Origin of the sequence: Rhabdonatronobacter sediminivivens (assembly GCF_013415485.1) — a bacterium.
GTDB lineage: Bacteria > Pseudomonadota > Alphaproteobacteria > Rhodobacterales > Rhodobacteraceae > Rhabdonatronobacter > Rhabdonatronobacter sediminivivens.
The window spans coordinates 1-16,827 of record NZ_JACBXS010000052.1 but is presented as its reverse complement, the minus strand read 5'-3'; the positions used below and the strand labels follow the sequence as shown (position 1 = coordinate 16,827).

At 58.0% G+C, this 16,827-nt stretch carries 18 protein-coding genes and 1 pseudogene; 16 read left to right on the top strand and 3 right to left on the bottom strand.

The genetic code is table 11. From position 1 onward, the window contains the following. Positions 1-74 precede the first annotated feature (74 nt). Positions 75-314, bottom strand: a pseudogene (locus HUK65_RS16430) (IS66 family transposase); the annotation flags it as partial. A 257-nt stretch (positions 315-571) separates the two neighbouring features. Here HUK65_RS16430 and HUK65_RS16425 point away from each other — a divergent pair. From HUK65_RS16425 to HUK65_RS16360, 14 genes are all read left to right on the top strand, one after another. Next, the gene (locus HUK65_RS16425; RefSeq protein WP_179907361.1) at positions 572-862 is read left to right on the top strand and encodes a UDP binding domain-containing protein; all 291 of its coding nucleotides are present in this window, start codon (positions 572-574) and stop codon (positions 860-862) included. Further along, the gene (locus tag HUK65_RS16420) at positions 859-2,340 is read left to right on the top strand and encodes an oligosaccharide flippase family protein (RefSeq protein ID WP_179907360.1); all 1,482 of its coding nucleotides are present in this window, start codon (positions 859-861) and stop codon (positions 2,338-2,340) included. The genes HUK65_RS16425 and HUK65_RS16420 overlap by 4 nt, the downstream gene beginning before the upstream one ends. 156 nt (positions 2,341-2,496) lie before the next feature. Beyond that, complete coding sequence (locus HUK65_RS16415) at positions 2,497-3,216, top strand: sulfotransferase family 2 domain-containing protein (protein ID WP_179907359.1); 720 nt, start codon at positions 2,497-2,499, stop codon at positions 3,214-3,216. 22 nt (positions 3,217-3,238) lie between these two features. Beyond that, a complete protein-coding gene (locus HUK65_RS16410) occupies positions 3,239-3,994 on the top strand; it encodes a class I SAM-dependent methyltransferase (protein ID WP_179907358.1) in 756 nt (251 codons plus the stop codon). A 94-nt stretch (positions 3,995-4,088) separates the two neighbouring features. After that, the gene (locus HUK65_RS16405) at positions 4,089-5,135 is read left to right on the top strand and encodes an SDR family NAD(P)-dependent oxidoreductase (RefSeq protein ID WP_179907362.1); all 1,047 of its coding nucleotides are present in this window, start codon (positions 4,089-4,091) and stop codon (positions 5,133-5,135) included. 100 nt (positions 5,136-5,235) lie between these two features. Next, positions 5,236-6,375, top strand: a complete 1,140-nt coding sequence (locus HUK65_RS16400; protein WP_179907357.1) for a glycosyltransferase family 4 protein — start codon at positions 5,236-5,238, stop codon at positions 6,373-6,375. A gap of 112 nt (positions 6,376-6,487) precedes the next feature. Continuing rightward, entirely contained in the window at positions 6,488-7,390 is a 903-nt protein-coding gene (locus tag HUK65_RS16395) for an ATP-grasp fold amidoligase family protein (protein ID WP_179907356.1), read from the top strand. Beyond that, entirely contained in the window at positions 7,390-8,490 is a 1,101-nt protein-coding gene (locus HUK65_RS16390; RefSeq protein WP_179907355.1) for a glycosyltransferase, read from the top strand. Before HUK65_RS16395 ends, HUK65_RS16390 begins: the two co-directional genes overlap by 1 nt. Then, entirely contained in the window at positions 8,490-9,635 is a 1,146-nt protein-coding gene (locus HUK65_RS16385) for a glycosyltransferase (RefSeq protein WP_179907354.1), read from the top strand. The genes HUK65_RS16390 and HUK65_RS16385 overlap by 1 nt, the downstream gene beginning before the upstream one ends. A 26-nt stretch (positions 9,636-9,661) precedes the next feature. After that, positions 9,662-10,648 (top strand): EpsG family protein, encoded by a 987-nt coding sequence (locus HUK65_RS16380; protein ID WP_179907353.1) that lies wholly within the window; start codon positions 9,662-9,664, stop codon positions 10,646-10,648. Positions 10,649-10,686: 38 nt separating this feature from the next. Beyond that, the gene (locus HUK65_RS16375) at positions 10,687-11,808 is read left to right on the top strand and encodes a glycosyltransferase family 4 protein (protein WP_179907352.1); all 1,122 of its coding nucleotides are present in this window, start codon (positions 10,687-10,689) and stop codon (positions 11,806-11,808) included. Continuing rightward, positions 11,808-12,455: a sugar transferase gene (locus HUK65_RS16370; protein WP_179907351.1), complete on the top strand. Its 648-nt coding sequence runs from the start codon at positions 11,808-11,810 to the stop codon at positions 12,453-12,455. The genes HUK65_RS16375 and HUK65_RS16370 overlap by 1 nt, the downstream gene beginning before the upstream one ends. After that, complete coding sequence (locus tag HUK65_RS16365; protein ID WP_179907350.1) at positions 12,452-13,294, top strand: aldolase/citrate lyase family protein; 843 nt, start codon at positions 12,452-12,454, stop codon at positions 13,292-13,294. Before HUK65_RS16370 ends, HUK65_RS16365 begins: the two co-directional genes overlap by 4 nt. Positions 13,295-13,386: 92 nt before the next feature. After that, complete coding sequence (locus HUK65_RS16360; RefSeq protein ID WP_179907349.1) at positions 13,387-13,617, top strand: hypothetical protein; 231 nt, start codon at positions 13,387-13,389, stop codon at positions 13,615-13,617. Positions 13,618-13,705: 88 nt separating this feature from the next. Here HUK65_RS16360 and HUK65_RS16355 read toward each other — a convergent pair whose 3' ends face one another. Next, a complete protein-coding gene (locus tag HUK65_RS16355; protein WP_179907348.1) occupies positions 13,706-13,855 on the bottom strand; it encodes a hypothetical protein in 150 nt (49 codons plus the stop codon). A 10-nt stretch (positions 13,856-13,865) separates the two neighbouring features. Between HUK65_RS16355 and HUK65_RS16350 the strand changes: the two genes are divergently transcribed. After that, on the top strand, positions 13,866-14,636 hold the full coding sequence (locus tag HUK65_RS16350) for a DUF3800 domain-containing protein (protein WP_179907347.1): 771 nt from the start codon (positions 13,866-13,868) through the stop codon (positions 14,634-14,636). Between the two features lie 131 nt (positions 14,637-14,767). On the opposite strand, the gene HUK65_RS16345 is transcribed toward HUK65_RS16350, so the two are convergent. Further along, positions 14,768-15,748: an IS1595 family transposase gene (locus HUK65_RS16345; protein WP_179907346.1), complete on the bottom strand. Its 981-nt coding sequence runs from the start codon at positions 15,746-15,748 to the stop codon at positions 14,768-14,770. 219 nt (positions 15,749-15,967) lie between these two features. Here HUK65_RS16345 and HUK65_RS16340 point away from each other — a divergent pair, with 219 nt between their 5' ends. Then, on the top strand, positions 15,968-16,624 hold the full coding sequence (locus HUK65_RS16340; RefSeq protein WP_179907345.1) for an FkbM family methyltransferase: 657 nt from the start codon (positions 15,968-15,970) through the stop codon (positions 16,622-16,624). The last annotated feature ends 203 nt before the right edge of the window (positions 16,625-16,827 follow it).

Here is a 16,827-nt window from a genome sequence, read left to right as displayed (position 1 = left end):
TCTCCGTTCTGTGTCGCAACTGAACAGAATCACAACCTGCTGAATTCACTCAACTCATTTCCGATTGGCCTCTCAGGGTTTACGCCGTTCAACTTGCCCGCACCGATCAGGGAGGCGATGCGCGCGATTATCTGATCGCAGATCGGCGAAGGCGTGTTCTGGCCGAACCTGACGAAACGGCGCCGCCAATGGGTCCAGAAGAAGGCCATGGCCCATGGCCTTGCGGTCTTCAGCGGATGGGCCAGAGCGGCATAGCCGGTGCAACCGGCCACCAGCAGCGTACCGCCGGCGAAGCCTTTCAGGACCTCCTGCGCCCCCGCGCATTTCGCATATTGCCATCTTGATGACCGAGGGTTGGCCCCCATAAGGGCTGGGCTGGGTCGACGTAGTGTCGCCGACCCAGGCTACTGCCCGCTTCAGGCATCGTTTTCCCGCTTGCACTTATAGTGCTGACCAAATACCACTTTGTTCCGAGCGTAGATGTTGATACCGCGCCACATTGCGACACTGAAAACATCAAGGCGCCCTTGGGCAGTCCTTGTGCGGTAGCCTACCAGAAAGCATCCCGGTCATGACCACCCAGCGCGACACGTTGCGCGAGGATGTTGGGTTTCGCATCCTGCGCCTTCTGCCCGGTGTCGCACGGGAGGCCGATCCCTATGCCGCCGCCGAAGGGTCGGATTGCCTGCTGATCCTGACCGCGTGGAACCCGTTCCAAGCGCTGGACCTGACCCGGCTTGCCGGTGTCATGGCAACGCCCGTATTGGCCAACCTTCGCAGCATCTACAGCCGCAAGGATGTGTTGGGGGCGGGGTTCGAAGCTTATGAAGGCGTCGGTCGCTCGGGAGATCACCCCCGATGATGCTTAAGGCCGGTCTGTGGGCCTTTGCAGGTAAGGGCGGCCATCAGGTCGTCAATTTTGCGCTGGTTATTATCCTTGCCCGTCTGCTGACACCTGAAGCTTTTGGCATTGTCGCCGCCGCACAGGTGGTTCTTGTTCTCAGCCAGGTGGTGGTGCAATTCGGCTTGGGTGCAGCGCTGATCCAGACCGACCGGCTGACACGCAGCATGGAGCGCACGGCGCTGACGCTGATGCTGGGCATGGCGCTGGTGATGGCTGGGGTGATCCATCTGGCCACGCCCTGGCTAGCGCGGCTGATGACGATCCCCGAACTGGTCGAGGTCATGCCGGTGATGCTGCTGACCTTCCTTCTGTCGGCAGTGACCAATCCGGGGATGAGCCTGCTGATGCGCGACATGCGCTTCAAGCTGCTGGCAGCCATCGACGTAGGAACCTTCGCGCTGCTCCATGCCGTGATTGCGGTGGGACTGGCGCTTGCGGGTTGGTCCTACTGGGCGATCATCCTAGCCACTCTTGCCAGCACGGCGGCCAAGGCTTTTATCGTGTGGTATCTCAGGCCGGTGTGGCCCATCTTACGGATGCACCGCGAGGAGGTGCGGGGGCTTCTGGGGTTCGGGAGTGGGGTGTTTCTGACGCAGATGGGTTTCGCATTAGCGCAGCGGGTGGACAATGTCGTCGTCGCCAACGCTTTCGGCGCGGCGGCGCTTGGACTCTACAGTCGAGCCTTTAACATTCTGGACCTAGCAAATTCGTTGCTGGGCAGAGCTTTTCGGGCAGTTTTATTCGCCGGCTTCTCTAGCAAGCGGCGCGTTGGAAGCAGCTCGAAAAAGGCGATGCAGCCGGTCTTTCTTCGGGCCCATGCCTTTGCCGCTTTTCTGATTCTTCCGATCTCCGCCGCCTCCATAGTTCTGGCACCCGAACTGGTCATGATCCTGCTGGGATCACAATGGACGCAAGCAGTGCCGATTCTGCAGGTTCTGGCCATCGGCATGTACTTCCGTCTCGGCTACAAGGTTTCTCAGGCTTTTAACCTGTCTGAAGGTAAGGTGTTTGCAAGTGCGTGGCGATCCCTACTTTATGCAGTCCTCGTCGGGGTGCTGGCCACCAGCGGATCGCGGTTCGGGCTCGTAGGGGTTGGGGTCGGAGTGCTCATGGCGCTGACCATCGTCTTCACGCTGCTCACGCAATTGTCGCTGAGCGTGCTCCAGATGTCCGCTATTCGCTTGTTCGCCGCGCTCTCACCTTTCGCAGCGATGGGAGGCATCAGTGGCGCGGTTGCGTGGCAGTTGGCCGAGACAATGCGAGGCGCAGAAACCAACGGAGTACTCGTTGTCGGAGTTACTGTTGTCGTGATGGCAGCACTCTACCTACTCCCCCTTTGGCTGCTGCGACGCCTGCCGATCATTCACGAACTCCTGGAAGCCGCGCGCAGCCTGCGCCGCGTGATGGGAAATCGAATTGAAGAACAATCCAACTGAGGAAAAGCTAGTCGGTTAAGTAAGCAGCACAAATGGAACAGAGCTACAAGCTCCCCTCTCACCGAAAAGGTTCAGTAGCTGCGAATTTATGGTAGAGGTTTCTTATACAGATACGAATCCGGATAGATACTCGTTCGCAGAGAAGGTAAGCATGGGATGTTTTATTCAAGAATCGCAAGGAAAATCCGTGCAGTGACTTTGGGTTCTTCAGAGGTCATGCCGGCCCTCAAGAGCTCGAGTAATATTGACGCAATCTTCGTTTGGATACCAAAGACTGCGGGATCTTCTCTGTTCAGGGCCCTAGAAGAGCAAGGGTGTGTAAAACTAAAAAAACTTGAGCACGTTAGAAAAGCGGATCCACGCAGCGGACTAGTGACATTCGGTCATATAAATGTTCAGGAGTTAGTTGAGAAACGGTACTTGGACCGCGAGTACTATTTGAAGGCGAAGAAGTTTACTTTTGTCAGAGATCCGTATGATCGAGCCTTGTCTCTATACTATTATATTCGCGAAAAACGGCCTGAAGGCAGGAGAAACCCGGAAATCCTTCAGACCTTCGAAAGTTTTCTTGACCACCTAGTCAATGGCCTTCACAGTAAGAACGGCCTCTATAATGCTCAGGATTTTTCTCAATGTCGCCCGCAGATAGATTGGACTAATGGAATCGAGTTTGACTTTGTAGGTCGATTTGAGGAGTATGAGCACGAGTTGACACGGCTTGTTCAGAAAATCGGGCTGCGCCCATTGATGGTTTATCAAGAGAACGCATCCACGCGATCTGATAGGGTTTCGGATTTATCGCTGGAGGCGAAGCAGATGATCGAAGAGATATACAGTGAAGATTTCTCGGCGTTTGGATATACCTTTAGGAAATGAGCAGGGATAGAAAGTGGGAGTTATGAAAGCCTTTTCGGACCAGTCCATCCAGGCCGACCAATACGCCTTTCCTTATCACTACATCCCAGATACGAGCAAACGCCTGCATCTGTCACGCCACTGGGGCTTTGCGCCATCCTACATGGCCGCGCTTGGGCTGGTTGCCGACCGGCTGCGCCCGGTGGCCGAGGCGGCGGGGCCTGATTGGCGGCATATCGATATCGGCTGTGGCGACGGGGCGCTGGTGCATCACCTGACCCAGGTGCACGGGCTGGCCGAGCGGCAGATCGCCGGGGTCGATATCGACGAACGCGCCATCGCCTGGGCGCGCATGTTCAACCCGCGCGCCGATCTGCACGCAGGCGATATGGCTGCGCTTGAGGGCGGTTATCATTCGGCTAGCCTGATCGAGGTGCTGGAGCATGTTCCCCCCGAAGTTCTTCCGGGTTTTGTTACGGATGCCGCAAGGCTTCTGCGGTCCGGAGGGCTGGTGGTCGTAACTGTTCCCAGCGTGGAGAAGAAGTTGGCCGACAAGCATTTTCAGCATTTCAGCTTCGAGCATATCCGTAGCGTTCTGGAGCCTCAATTCAGTGAACTTGAGGTGAGAGGCTTCGAGCGAGATGACTGGCTGACACGAGCGTTGTTCAAGCTGCGCATGAACCCGCTGGCCAGGATAGACGCGCCCATGCTAAACCGAATTGCCGTCCGACGATTGGCAAACCTGCACGGTCAGCAAGCACGCTGCGGACGGTTGCTTGTGACGGGACGACGGAAATGAGTATAGCTGAGACCCAAACCAGGCCATGATAAGGTGCTCTCAATGCAAGAATTATTCCAGCATGCCAAGCTTGAGCGAAAATACCAAACAGGAAATGGCTTTGGGTGACACAGGCGGACAAGATAAAGTCAAACGCGCCTTCATCACCGGAACGGCGGGCTTCATCGGGTTCCACCTGGCCCAGCTTCTTTTGAAGGAAGGGTGGCACGTGGCCGGCTATGACGGCATGACCGATTATTACGATGTTTCCCTGAAATACCGGCGCCTTGAGCTTCTCCGTCAGCACAGGCGCTTCACGGCGACCGAAGCCCTTCTGGAGGATGCAGGCGCGCTTTCTGCGGCGGTGGATGCGTTCAGGCCCGATGTGATCGTCCATCTCGCCGCGCAGGCTGGCGTGCGGTACTCCATCGAAAACCCTCGGGCCTATGTGGACGCCAATCTGCTCGGCACGTTCAATCTGATGGAGGCCGCGTTGGCCGCGCGACCGGCGCATCTTCTGATGGCTTCGACAAGCTCGGTCTATGGCGCGAACACGGACATGCCCTATGCCGAGACGCACAAAGCCGATACGCAGATGTCCTTTTACGCCGCCACAAAGAAGGCGAATGAGGCGATGGCTCATGCCTGGGCGCATATCCACGGCTTGCCGACAACGATGTTTCGTTTCTTCACCGTCTATGGGCCATGGGGCAGGCCCGATATGGCGCTGTTCAAGTTCACCCGCGCGATCCTCGCGGGAGAGGCGATCGACATCTATAATCACGGCCAGATGTGGCGGGATTTCACCTATGTCGATGACCTGGTACGCGGGATCCGGCTGTTGATCGATGCCGTGCCGGGGCAGGAGGCGCCGGCCGCACTTGACAGCCTGTCCAAGGTCGCGCCATGGCGGGTGGTCAATATTGGCAACTCCACCAAGGTCAGGCTGGAGGACTTCATCGACGCCATCGAAGCCGCAACGGCCCGCAAGGCCATCCGCAACTACATGGACATGCAGCCAGGTGACGTGCCCGCAACCTGGGCGGATGCATCCCTTCTTGGCCAACTCACGGGGTACGCGCCGAAGACGCCGCTTTCCGTTGGGGTCCGGCGGTTTGTCGACTGGTATATACAGTCTTATCCGGTCCCCGGTGCCGATTGATGCAAGGGAAACCGGCGCCGCAACCGATCAGAGCATCCGGCCGCCTGCTGGCGCACGCACCTGACGGCACAGGGATGATCGGGCCGGGAAACAGAGATTAATGAAGATCAAGCGCCTGATATACCTGACGAAGTTCACCTTCCCCTCAACGCAGGCAAATTCCGTCCATATCCTGAAGATGTGCAGCGCCTTCGCATCTGCCGGGCTGCAGGTTGAGTTGATTGGATATCGTGGCGGCCCGGGTGACGTGGACGATGCCCAGTTGCGGCAGACTTACGGAACCAGCGCTGAATTCACGATGCATCGCTACCGTCGCGACAGGCTGCGGTTCATGCATCTGAGATACATGGCACGCATGCTCGCGTTGGGGTGGTTCGCCAAGGATACCCTGTTTTACACGCGCAATGCGCATCTTGCCAGCATGGCCGCCGCACTGAAAAAGCCCTGCGTGCTTGAGCTGCACCACCCGCCTGGCCCGCGTCAGCTTGCGAAGGTCAAGCGTCATTTGGCTGCGCGAAGCAATTGCGGCATCGTTGTGATTACCGAGGCACTGAAGCAATGGGTCATCGATGAATGGCAGGTCGCGGATGACAAGGTGATCGTGGCCCATGACGCGGCCGATCCCTTCCCGGCTGACGTTGAACCGGCCCTGCCGCCCTCGGACAAGTTTCGGATCGGCTATCTGGGCCATCTCTACCCTGGAAAGGGTATGGAGGTCGTGAGCGAACTCGCCGCGATCATGCCGGAGATGGATTTCGTGGTTGTGGGCGGCAACCAGGGTGATCGCGAAGACTGGCAGACACGGACGGGACAGCTGACGAATATCCGCTATGTCGGCCAAGTCCCGCATGCCGCGACGCATGCCTGGCTTCGGTCATTCGACATTGCGCTCCTGCCCAATCAGCGCTCGATTATGGCGGCGAACAGCAGCATCGATATCGGGCCGTGGACATCGCCGCTGAAGGCGTTCGAATACATGTCCGCGGGCCTGCCGATCATCGCGTCTGATCTGCCCAATCTGCGCGAGGTTTTCGAACAGGGGCGCACAGCACTTTTGTGCGATCCCGAGAATATCGAGGACTGGAAGGGCGCGGTTCAGGCACTGGCCGCCGACACGGCCGGGCGGTCCCGGCTTGCGGCGGCAGCGAAGAGCGAATTTCTGGAGCACTACACCTGGGCCGGACGCGCGGAGAAGGTTCTTCGGGCCGTCAGAAGAATCAGTCAAAAGGCCGTTTCATGATCTTTTGCATCAATGAGTTTTCACCTCAGAAAATCAAGAGCGGGATGGCACAACCAGAACCTTGCACAGCCAGTGAGAGCAAATCGTGAATAGAAATGACGCCGAGAAACTGATGCTGCTGCCCGTAGTTGGTAAATTGTTTTTTGAGCCCGCATATTTTGTTTACAAATACTTCGTTGAATATCGGCCATGGCTCAGTGACAGGCGTGCCGTTGAGCGTTTGTTCGAGCGGGAAATGGGATATCGCCCGGATCTGGATGATCCAAAGACGTTCAATGAAAAAATCCAGTGGATAAAGCTTCATGACCGCTGCCCACAGAAAGTTATTTGCGCTGATAAATTCCGATCACGTGAGTTTGTTGCGGAGCGCGCGGGCAAGGAATATACGATCCCCTGTCTGATGGTCACAGAGGATCCGGAGGATATAACGGTCGATAAACTGCCCGATCAGCCATGCGTCATCAAGACCAATCATGATCAGGGCACGGTTTTCATCGTCAAAGACAAGGCGAAGGCCGATCTGGGAGAGGTGCGCGGAAGATTGCGGATCGCGCTAAGGCGGAATCTCTACCATGCAAAGCGTGAATGGCATTATGGCGAAGTACCGCGAAGGATTGTTGTCGAGCCGTTGCTGGTATCCGATGATGGAAACGATTTGAGAGACTACCGGGCATACTGCTTCAATGGGTGGCCCGAAATAATTCAAGTCGAATCAGATCGATTTTCTGGCCACAAGCGAAATATTTACAAACCAGACTGGAGGCGCATCGAAGTCGAATATGGCTATCCGGTGGGCGAGTGGGAACCAGCTCCCGCCTGTCTTGATGAACTGCTTGATATATCTCGAAAGCTTGCGGCACCTTTCCTGTTCGTTCGCGTCGATTTCTACATCGTGAACGGTCGCCCGAAGGTGGGGGAGCTCACTTTTCTTCCCGCAAGCGGTTTGAAGCCCTTTTCGCCCTCGGAGTTCGACCGAGAGCTTGGCGATATGCTTGACCTGCCCGAGGCGACATGATGGCGGAGCGCGTCCTGATCTACAGCAAATCCTTTCGCTTCGGGGTTGGAAAGGCGCTATTACAATACAGCAACGTGCTTGCGGAGGGCGGGTTCAAGGTCACCATCCTTGCAAGCCGGACCGAGCCACACTTCGAGAGTGCTTTGCACCCCTCGATCAATCTCAATCTTCTGAACATCGACCGCTCGATTTCCGCGATCCCCGGGTTGACGGCGGCTGTCCGTCAAATCCGACCTGATCTGGTTCTTGCTCTGGGCGTGGGGAGCATGCTTCCCCTCACGCTTGCAATGAAATTCGCGCGCCATCAGTGCCCCATGATCCTGCGCGAGGCGAATTCACCGGCCGGGCTGCTTGGCTCCTATGGGGCACTCGTGAAGACCGCAAAGACCTATGCCATGCGCGATGCCTATCGGCGCGCGGACCGGATCATCTGCCTGACCGAGGCCATGCGCAAGGAACTGATTGCGGACTGGAACACGCCGGCGGAAAAGTTGACCCATATCCCCAACGGCGTCCCTCTGCCCGCGGATGCGCAGGCCGCTCGCCCGCCCTCCGATACGCCGGTGATCCTTTGTGTGGCGCGGCTGAAACCGCAAAAGGACATTCCGACCCTCCTGCGCGCCTTCGCGCTGTTGCGCGTACGGCGCAACTGTGTGCTGCAGCTTGCGGGGGATGGCACGGATCGGCCGGCGCTGGAGGCCTTGGCGGCAAAGTTGGGTATCGCGCAGGACGTGACCTTCCTCGGTCATGTCAGCGATCCCGCCCCGCTGTATCGCGCGGCGCACGTCACGGTGCTGTCTTCGGTTTTCGAAGGGTTCCCCAACACGCTGATCGAAGCCCTCGCGCAAGGCTGCCCCGTGGTGGCCACGGATTGCCCGACCGGCCCGGCCGAAGTGATCGATAGTGACGCGGTGGGCTATCTGGCAAAAATGCGCGACCCCGTGGACCTGGCCGCCCGGCTGGAGCAGGCGCTTGATCGTGACTTCGACCCGACGGCGCTGCGCGCGCGGGCGGAGTTTTCCTCCGATGAGCGCCTGAAGAAGCGCATCACGGCGTTTTTCAGGTCGCTCCCAACGGCGCAGGACGGAACGCGACCCTGATGACCGAACTCTCCGGAAAGCCGATTCTGATCTATCTGAAGTCGCTGAGCGGCGGGGCCGGGAAATCCGCCGCGCAATATGCGTCAACGTTGGTCTCACTCGGCCACCGGGTCACTTTGGCCGCGGGGCAGGTCGACGCAGGCCTTGCCGCGGGTTTGCCGCCTCAGGTGGCGCTGACCACCTTGGGGATGCGCGCGCAGATCCCGCCCCTTGGCGGACTCGTCGGGATCATTCGCAAGCTCCGTCCCGGTATCGTGCTGGTCGTGGGCATGACGAACGGGGCGACCCTGGCCTTGGCCCTGGCCCTTGCACGGGCCCGCCCGCTTGTCATACATCGCGAGGCGAATGCGCCGCGCGCCCTGTTGGCGTCCATGTCGCCGCTGCGGCGTCTTTTGGGGCGCATGAGCGCGAGGATCGCTTATGCGCGCGCTGATATCATCATCTGCCTGACGCAGGGCATGAAGCAGGAGATCGAAGCAGATTGGCGCGTCGCCCCCGATCAGCTCAGACTGATCCCGAATGGGGTGGCGCTTCCCCGGATGGCACCGGATCCGCGACCGCTGTCCAACCCCCCGGTCATTCTGACAGTGGCTCGGCTGAGTGTGCAGAAGGACATTCCAACGCTGCTGCGCGCCTTCGCGCTGCTGCGCGCCCGGCGCGAGGTGCAGTTGCAGATCGCGGGCGATGGCCCGGAACGCACCGCGCTGGAGGCGCTGGTGGCCGAACTCGGAATCGCGCAGGACGTGACCTTCCTCGGTCATGTCAGCGATCCCGCCCCGCTGTATCACGCGGCGCACGTCACGGTGCTGTCTTCGGTTTTCGAAGGGTTCCCCAACACGCTGATCGAAGCCCTCGCGCAAGGCTGCCCCGTGGTGGCCACCGATTGCCCCACCGGCCCGGCCGAGGTGATCGACAGTGACGCGGTGGGCTATCTGGCAAGGATGCGCGATCCGGAGGACCTGGCCGCCAAGCTGGAGCAGGCGCTTGATCGCAACTTCGACCCAGCCGCGTTGCGCGCGCGCGCAGAGCATTTCTCGGAGAACCGATTGCGCGAGCGCATAAAGAGACTGTTCGAGACTCTGGACGGGCAAGGTGCCAGCGCATACCGTTGCCAAATGCCTCAGCATTCCCGATCAGTGCCATGAGAACTCATCGCGCGATGACGTCTTCCATGCCGCAACTTGCGACACCGAGGAAGACCGTGATCAGCAGGCGCAAGACGATAAGCATTGTAGCGGCCATGGCTTGTGCGTTGCTCTACGCGTCTTTCCCCATCGATATTTTTGCAGACAGGCAAAACTACCTCGGCTATGCCTCTTTCAGGTCCGAGCCTTTGCTGGAGCGATTCTGGTCGCAGGGATGGATACCGTTTCTCTTCAATGAGCCCCTGTGGTTGTATCTGAACATATTTCTGGCAAACTTCTTCGAGCCCGAGACCATAGTAAGGCTGATCATATTCTTCCCCGCCTTTGTTGTATACTATTTCGGCATTTCCAGAACGGGCGCATGGTTCCTGGTTTTCATTCTGTTGACCATCCATCCGATTTTTTCAAGCAACCACCTGATGCACCTGAGATTTGCCTTGGGGCTTGCGGTTTTCTGCCTTGGTTTCTTTGCGGCAGGGCCCAGATCCAGATGGTTCTTCATTCTGCTCTCGCCGCTGTTGCATTCGGCTTTCTTTGTCTTTGTCCTGATGTATGCTCTGGTTGAAGTTTCAAAAAAGATCAAGCAGTTTCGTTTCAGTATCGTCTTTCTTTTCGTGGGCTTCGCACTGATATTTTCGATGTCTTTCGAGCTTTTGGTTGGAACGGCGCGGCAGGCAGAGCGCTACGCGGATCTCGAAGTTGAGGTGGGTGGCGGCCTGTTCATAACCTTGATGCCTCTCATGCTGATCTTTCTGTATCAGGGAAGAGAGTTTTTCCAGCAACATGCGTTTGCTATCTTCACGCTAGGGTTTTACCTCGGGAGTTACTGGATTTTTCCTTACCCAAGACGATTTCTTGATGCGGGCATTCTTTTCATACTCATCGCGGGGCTGAATCTTCCGCTCAGATTCCGCTATGCCTTTGTCGCGATCATGGGCTTTCTGCTTCTGTTTTTCCTGAGGGACAGATGGTACTTGCCTTATTTCGGCATGGCGCGACACCTCGGATCGTAGCCCTGATCATGCCGGGTGTATTGAGGCTCGTTCAGTAAATGGAAAAACATGTCCTCTTCATCGCGGGAAATGCCCGCTCTCTGGTCGCAAACAGGGGCGACTTGATAGCCGAGATGCAGCTTGCAGGCCACAAGGTCAGTGCCGTTGTCCCGATCGAGGACATGCTCGACAGCGTCCATGATCTCGGAATCGAGGTTCATCCGCTCCGCCTTGCCCGAACCGGGCGCAATCCGATCCAGGACCTGGGCACCGTCTTGCGGCTTTACAAGCTGATCAAAGCTATCGTGCCCGATGTGACATTTGCCTACAACATCAAACCCGTGGTCTGGGGCACGCTGGCGGCGCGTCTTGGCGGGGTTCCGGAACGGTATTCCATGATCACCGGGCTGGGCACCAATTTTGTCGAGGCAGATGGCATCAAGGCAAGATTGATGCGGGCCTTTCTGGCGCGGCTTTACCGTATTGGTGTGAATGGCTCGCGGACAGTGTTCTTTCAGAACCCGGATGATCTTCGGGATTTCATTGACCTGGGGGTGATGAAGGACGCGCGCAAAGCCATCCTGACGATGGGCTCGGGTGTGAACCTGGACCAGTTTCCGCGCACGCCTCTGCCCGCTGGCCCTATGACCTTTGTTCTGATCGCACGGTTGCTCCACAACAAGGGCGTGCGGGAATTCTGCACCGCTGCGCGGGCGGTCCGGGCCGAGTGGCCCGAAGCGCGCTTTGTGGTCGTCGGCCCGCATGATCCTTCGCTGCCGCATGCTGTCGCGGCCTCGGAACTGGCGTCATGGCAGGCGGAGGGCATCGTCGAGTTCACCGGCGGCGTGCGGGATGTGCGCCCGCATCTGGCGCGCGCGACGGTGTTTGTCCTGCCGTCGTATTACCGCGAGGGCCAACCGCGCTCGGCACTGGAAGCGATGGCGATGGGCCGTGCGCTGATCATGAGCGACTCGCCCGGTTGCCGCGAGACGGTACGCGATGGGGAGAACGGCCTGCTGGTTCCGCCGCGTGATGCCAGTGCGCTCGCCGACGCCATGGTGCAACTGCTGACCAGGCCCGAGTTGGTCCGCCGCATGGCAGATGCGTCATATGCGCGTGCCGTCAACGAGTATGATGCGCGCAAGGTTAATCGAGGTATACTGAAAACGATGGGGCTATGATGAAAGACAGCGCCAAACGTGCCTTCGACATTGCTGGCAGCGGGCTCGTGCTGGTCGTGCTTGCGCCACTATTGGCAGCTCTGGCACTCTGGATCAAACTAGACAGCCCCGGCCGAGTGCTTTTCCGGCAACGGCGGGTCGGACGCGGCCAGCAAGAATTCCGTATTCTCAAGTTTCGATCGATGGTCGAGCGAGACCCTGACAGAATCGATCAGCATTCGGAACAGGCCATCATCGAAGGCAATGATCCCCGAATTACACGCTCGGGGCGGGTCCTGCGGAAAACATCGCTCGATGAGCTGCCGCAATTGTGGAATATCCTTGTGGGTGACATGAGCGTGGTCGGTCCCCGCCCGGTCCTCCCCGAACAGGTCGAGGTGGTGCCGCCGGACTGCATGGCGCGCTTCGATGTGCGCCCCGGCTTGACTGGCCTTGCGCAGGTGCGAGGACGGCGCAGCCTGAGTTGGTTGCAACAGGTTCAGGCCGATGCGGAATACGCCCGCAATCATGGGTTTTTCTATGACCTGTGGCTCATCCTGCGCACGTTTCATGTGGTCGCCACCGGCCATGGGATTTATGGCGGCGAAGGGCAGAACTGGCGGGCCTACCGAGATGACATGCGCGAAAGGAACGGTGGGCAGAAGTGAAAACCCTCTTCATTACCGCTATTCCAGAGATTGCGCTCCACGCCGAGGGCGCGGGCGTCGATGTGATCTTCATCGATATGGAAACACGTGGAAAGGCCGCACGGCAGGGCCATCTGGACACGCACAAGGCAGCGCATTCGCTGGCAGATGTGGCCGCGCTTGCGCCGCGCCTGTCGCGGGCCGAGTTGATGGTTCGGGTCAACCCGCCTTGGGCAGGGAGCGCGCAGGAAGCCCGCAACGCCATCGCCGCCGGGGCCACACGGCTAATGCTGCCCATGTTCAACCACGCCGCCGAGGTCACAGCGTTCAAACAGACCGCCGGGTCGACGCCGGTGACGTTGCTCGTCGAAACCGCCGCCGCGCTGGCCAGGTTGCCGGTGATCCTGCCGCTCCTCGGGCCGCAGGACCGGGTACATTTTGGCCTGAACGACCTGTCGCTGGACATGCGGCTGGACTTCCTGTTCGAGGTGCTGGGCGGGCGGTTGCTCGATGGTCCGTCGGCGCAGTGCCGAGAGGCGGGTATTGCCTTCGGCATCGGCGGGGTGGGGCGCGTCGGGCAGGGGGACCTGCCCGCTGACTGGATCCTGGGCGAACATGCGCGGCTGGGATCAGATTGGGTGATCCTGTCACGCGCCTTTCACGGGCGCGCGGCTAGCCTCGCCGAATTGCAGGCACAGATCGACCTGAGCGCGGAACTCTGCGCGATCCGCCAAGTGGCCGACGAATGGCTCATCGCGCCACACGATGCGCTGTACGAGAACCATGCGAGGTTGGCGCGAAGGGCTGCACAGATCGCGCGGCAAAGTGAAAACCCTGAACTCTCCCAGCCCGAGCATTAACCAACATTGGGCGATTATATACTTGACAAACCCATTGCCGAATCGCGCCTGATGCCCTAGCCTGCTGGCAGTTGGATGTCAGGAGCATCGGCATGGTAGAGATTGGCGCGAACCCAGTCTGCGGTTATTGTGGTGGTGAACTCTCGTTCGCCGACAAGACAGACAGACCAACCGACGACACTCAGATCGTCTGCGACGATTGCGGGAAGGGCGGCGGGACTTGGGGCGATCTGCAAAAGCGGTTCTTGGCCGAGGCCAGCAGGGCGGGGCATGACCACGCTGCCAAGCGTGTCGCCGAAATGATCCAGAAGACGTTCAAGTAAGACGTGAATAGACTTGATGCGCATGTCCGCTCCTTTGAGGTATGATATTACCACAAAAAAGGACGGTATTCAAATACCACAAATCGGATCAGTCGTCGGATGACTTCTTGTCGTCAGGCTTCTGCTTCACCATCTTCCGCAGCTTCGCGTTGAACGCGGCCTCGTCGTCGTCCGCGCCTAACTCGCGCGCGGCTTCTTTGAAGCGTTCGGCTTGACTCTTATCCTGTCCGTTGTTCATCTTCTCTCCTATGTCATCTGAGTTCATTGCATTTATTGACGAGGCCGGTTGCTCTGGCGACAAGTTCGGCAGGGGATCCTCCCAGTTTCTCGTTATGGGCGCTGTGATCGTCAGGCGAAGCAACCTTTCCAGCGTCCTGAACGCGTTCGATGAAGCCAGAAAGGAGCGCGGAAAAGGCGCTGATATCAGTTTCCGTAAGTTTGCCAAGGCGAGCGAAAAAGACAACTTCGTTTTGACCAGGCTGCTGGGGAGGAAGCCCATCAAGACAGCCTTTATCGGCTTCCACAAACCGTCTCTGGCCGGAACGCACATTCGCGCCAATCACGGGAGCGAATACAATTATCTCACAAAGTTCATGTTGGAGCGGGTCTCTTGGGCTGTCAGGGATGCCCCGAAACCGTGCGGCGACCACACCGCCGAAGTTGTATTCTCGCATCAAGACATGTATCCGCTTCATGATCTTCAGGATTACATTGAGCGTCTTAAACGCGGCTCGGGTCGTTACAACACGCGCGCAAACTGGGAGCACTTGTCAGCCTTTACCGGCGAAGCGCACTCCGATGAAGGCAGGATGCACTTGGCAGACTTGGCGGCGTCTTCGTTTCATATGGCTATTGAACCCAAAATGCACAACATGACTGATGAACGCCACTTTGGGAACCTACTTCCGCGCCTTTACCGGGGCGCACAAAACAAACCGTTTGGGTTGAAAATGTGGCCCGAGGCTGCAGTTGCCGATGCTCAGAAGGCGGGCCGAATGTTGTTTCTAAACGGCCTCTAAAACAGAAATCTTCCCTCGGCTTCACGCGAAAACTGGTCAGCGTCATTGGGAAGATTCCGCCCGGTTGCCTAGTCTAGAACGTAGCTTTCGGACGCTTCAAGGGTATGCTTCTTGGCACTCAAAGTCAAGCCTCAGACCGCCTGTGCTTCGTTAGGTATCCGGTAAGTGAGGCGCTTCCCGTGGGCGCTTTTCACCGCGATTTCAGATCGTTGCGCATCATCCACACCGTTGCCAACGCGATGGTTGTAACGGAAGTCGAACTCCGCCGCATAGCGATGCAGATGCTTCTTGGCACAGTGCTGATACACGCCCTTCATGCCGCGCTTGAAGATGCTGTAGAAGCCCTCGACGGTGTTGGTATGCACTTCGGGGAAGCCGGGGCGCACATACTCGTCGCGGCTGTGGTTGACCCAATCGTGACCGCAAAAGTCAGGGCTGGTGGCAAGGCCCTGATACTGGCGGGCCTCATCGGTCAGGATCAGGGCTTCGCGGCCAATGTTTTCGCGCAGGATCGGCAGGATGGTTGCCTTAGTCAGATCGTCGATAACGACGGAGCGGGCGCGCTTGGTGTCGCGATCCACCAGAGTCAGAACTTTCATCTTGTGCGAGCCGCCGCGCGCGCCTTTCGCTTTCTTGACGCCCGGCTCCTTGCCGATGAACGTTTCGTCAACTTCCACTGCGCCGCCATTGCCGCCGAATGGCGCAAGTTCGCCATCGCGCATGCACTCGCGGATGCGATGCGACAAAAACCATGCCGACTTGTAGGTGATGCCGAGAACGCGGTGAAGCTGGTGGCTGCTGATGCCCTTCTTGCTGGACACCATCAGGTGAACGGCTTGCAGCCACAGGTGCAGTTCGATGTGGCTTTCCTCAAAGATCGTGCCCTTGCGCACGGTGAACTGACCACGGCAATCGCGGCACTTCCAGAGGCCGTGGCGCTCTTTGCCCTCGGGGTTCTTCTTGCTTGCCTTGCTGCGCACGCCTTCAAGCTTGTAAGCGCGGTCAATGACGCCGCAATGCGGGCAGACCGGACCTTCCGGCCACAGCATCGCCTCAACGTGCGCAAAAGCTGCGGCTTCGTCGTGCATGTAGGGGGCTGAAAGAACAGACATGGAGGATTCCTCTAACTTCTTGAGTTAAAGGTAGTCTGTCACCGTGGGTTTGTCAAGTATATAATCGCCCAACATTGGATCAAGGTAAAGCGCATGCAGTTTGTAAAGCGGATGGTCAGACAGGCCAAGGTCATCAGTCCAAGCGTGAACGAATTCAAGTTTGCGTTGCAATTCGCCGTGCGGCGGCTTCTCAGGATTCCGCATGAATAGATCTGGTACGTGCTTCGAGAGATCAAGACAGGCAAACCGACAAACGATTTTCTCTTTCTGGATATCGGAGCCAACAGGGGGCAGACCATTTCGTCGATCAGGTTGTTTCAGAACAGTCGTATCGTTTCCATCGAGCCGCTTCCCTGGTTGCACAAATCGCTTGTCGAGCGTTTCAAGGATGACAAGAATCTGAAGATAAAGAACTTTTTCGTATCTGAAAATACCCACGACGTAACCATCCATGTGCCGTCGTATAACGGGGTTCTCTTCGATGGCCTCGCTTCGGGCAGTCCGCAGGAAGCATCCGGTTTCTTCGAGCCGAACAAGTTTCTGTTTTTCGACAGGCGCAAGCTCGAGTTGAAGAAATTTGAGGTGCCGTCCAAGCCCCTTGATGAGTTTGACCTGGCTCCGGATTTCATGAAGGTTGATGTCCAGGGGTTTGAGTTGTCAGTCTTGCGAGGAGCCCGAAAGACCATCGAGAAATATCAGCCGATAATCGTGCTTGAGCGCCCGAAGAAAGATGAAGAGGTGGCCTTCCTGGAGGAGTATGGATATCGCCCGTGGAAGTACAAGAAGGGTGCCTTCACGCCGGGGCTGGGCGCCAACAATATCTTTTTCCTTTGCGACCACCACCACAGCATGTTTTCCAGCAGGTTTGAGTCTTAGCAGGCTGCTGACAGAGAAGATTGGGCAGCACCGGTCGGGAAAACTGTTCCTGTTCTTACATCGAACCCCGGAGCGAAGGGATGCGCCTGACCCTGGGTGGGCGCTTTGGGACCTTGGGGTTAATGTGTCCACTTAACCTTCTTTCCATGCTATTCTTGGGCAGGAGGACCACCCTATGGGACAGTCATCGACAGCGAAGAAGC

Coding starts and splice junctions, on each gene's coding strand:
- HUK65_RS16425 (WP_179907361.1), top strand. CDS start 572: ATGACCACCCAGCGCGACACGTTGCGCGAGGATGTTGGGTTTCGCATC.
- HUK65_RS16420 (WP_179907360.1), top strand. CDS start 859: ATGATGCTTAAGGCCGGTCTGTGGGCCTTTGCAGGTAAGGGCGGCCAT.
- HUK65_RS16415 (WP_179907359.1), top strand. CDS start 2,497: ATGTTTTATTCAAGAATCGCAAGGAAAATCCGTGCAGTGACTTTGGGT.
- HUK65_RS16410 (WP_179907358.1), top strand. CDS start 3,239: ATGAAAGCCTTTTCGGACCAGTCCATCCAGGCCGACCAATACGCCTTT.
- HUK65_RS16405 (WP_179907362.1), top strand. CDS start 4,089: ATGGCTTTGGGTGACACAGGCGGACAAGATAAAGTCAAACGCGCCTTC.
- HUK65_RS16400 (WP_179907357.1), top strand. CDS start 5,236: ATGAAGATCAAGCGCCTGATATACCTGACGAAGTTCACCTTCCCCTCA.
- HUK65_RS16395 (WP_179907356.1), top strand. CDS start 6,488: ATGCTGCTGCCCGTAGTTGGTAAATTGTTTTTTGAGCCCGCATATTTT.
- HUK65_RS16390 (WP_179907355.1), top strand. CDS start 7,390: ATGGCGGAGCGCGTCCTGATCTACAGCAAATCCTTTCGCTTCGGGGTT.
- HUK65_RS16385 (WP_179907354.1), top strand. CDS start 8,490: ATGACCGAACTCTCCGGAAAGCCGATTCTGATCTATCTGAAGTCGCTG.
- HUK65_RS16380 (WP_179907353.1), top strand. CDS start 9,662: ATGCCGCAACTTGCGACACCGAGGAAGACCGTGATCAGCAGGCGCAAG.
- HUK65_RS16375 (WP_179907352.1), top strand. CDS start 10,687: ATGGAAAAACATGTCCTCTTCATCGCGGGAAATGCCCGCTCTCTGGTC.
- HUK65_RS16370 (WP_179907351.1), top strand. CDS start 11,808: ATGAAAGACAGCGCCAAACGTGCCTTCGACATTGCTGGCAGCGGGCTC.
- HUK65_RS16360 (WP_179907349.1), top strand. CDS start 13,387: ATGGTAGAGATTGGCGCGAACCCAGTCTGCGGTTATTGTGGTGGTGAA.
- HUK65_RS16355 (WP_179907348.1), bottom strand. CDS start 13,855: ATGAACAACGGACAGGATAAGAGTCAAGCCGAACGCTTCAAAGAAGCC.
- HUK65_RS16350 (WP_179907347.1), top strand. CDS start 13,866: ATGTCATCTGAGTTCATTGCATTTATTGACGAGGCCGGTTGCTCTGGC.
- HUK65_RS16345 (WP_179907346.1), bottom strand. CDS start 15,748: ATGTCTGTTCTTTCAGCCCCCTACATGCACGACGAAGCCGCAGCTTTT.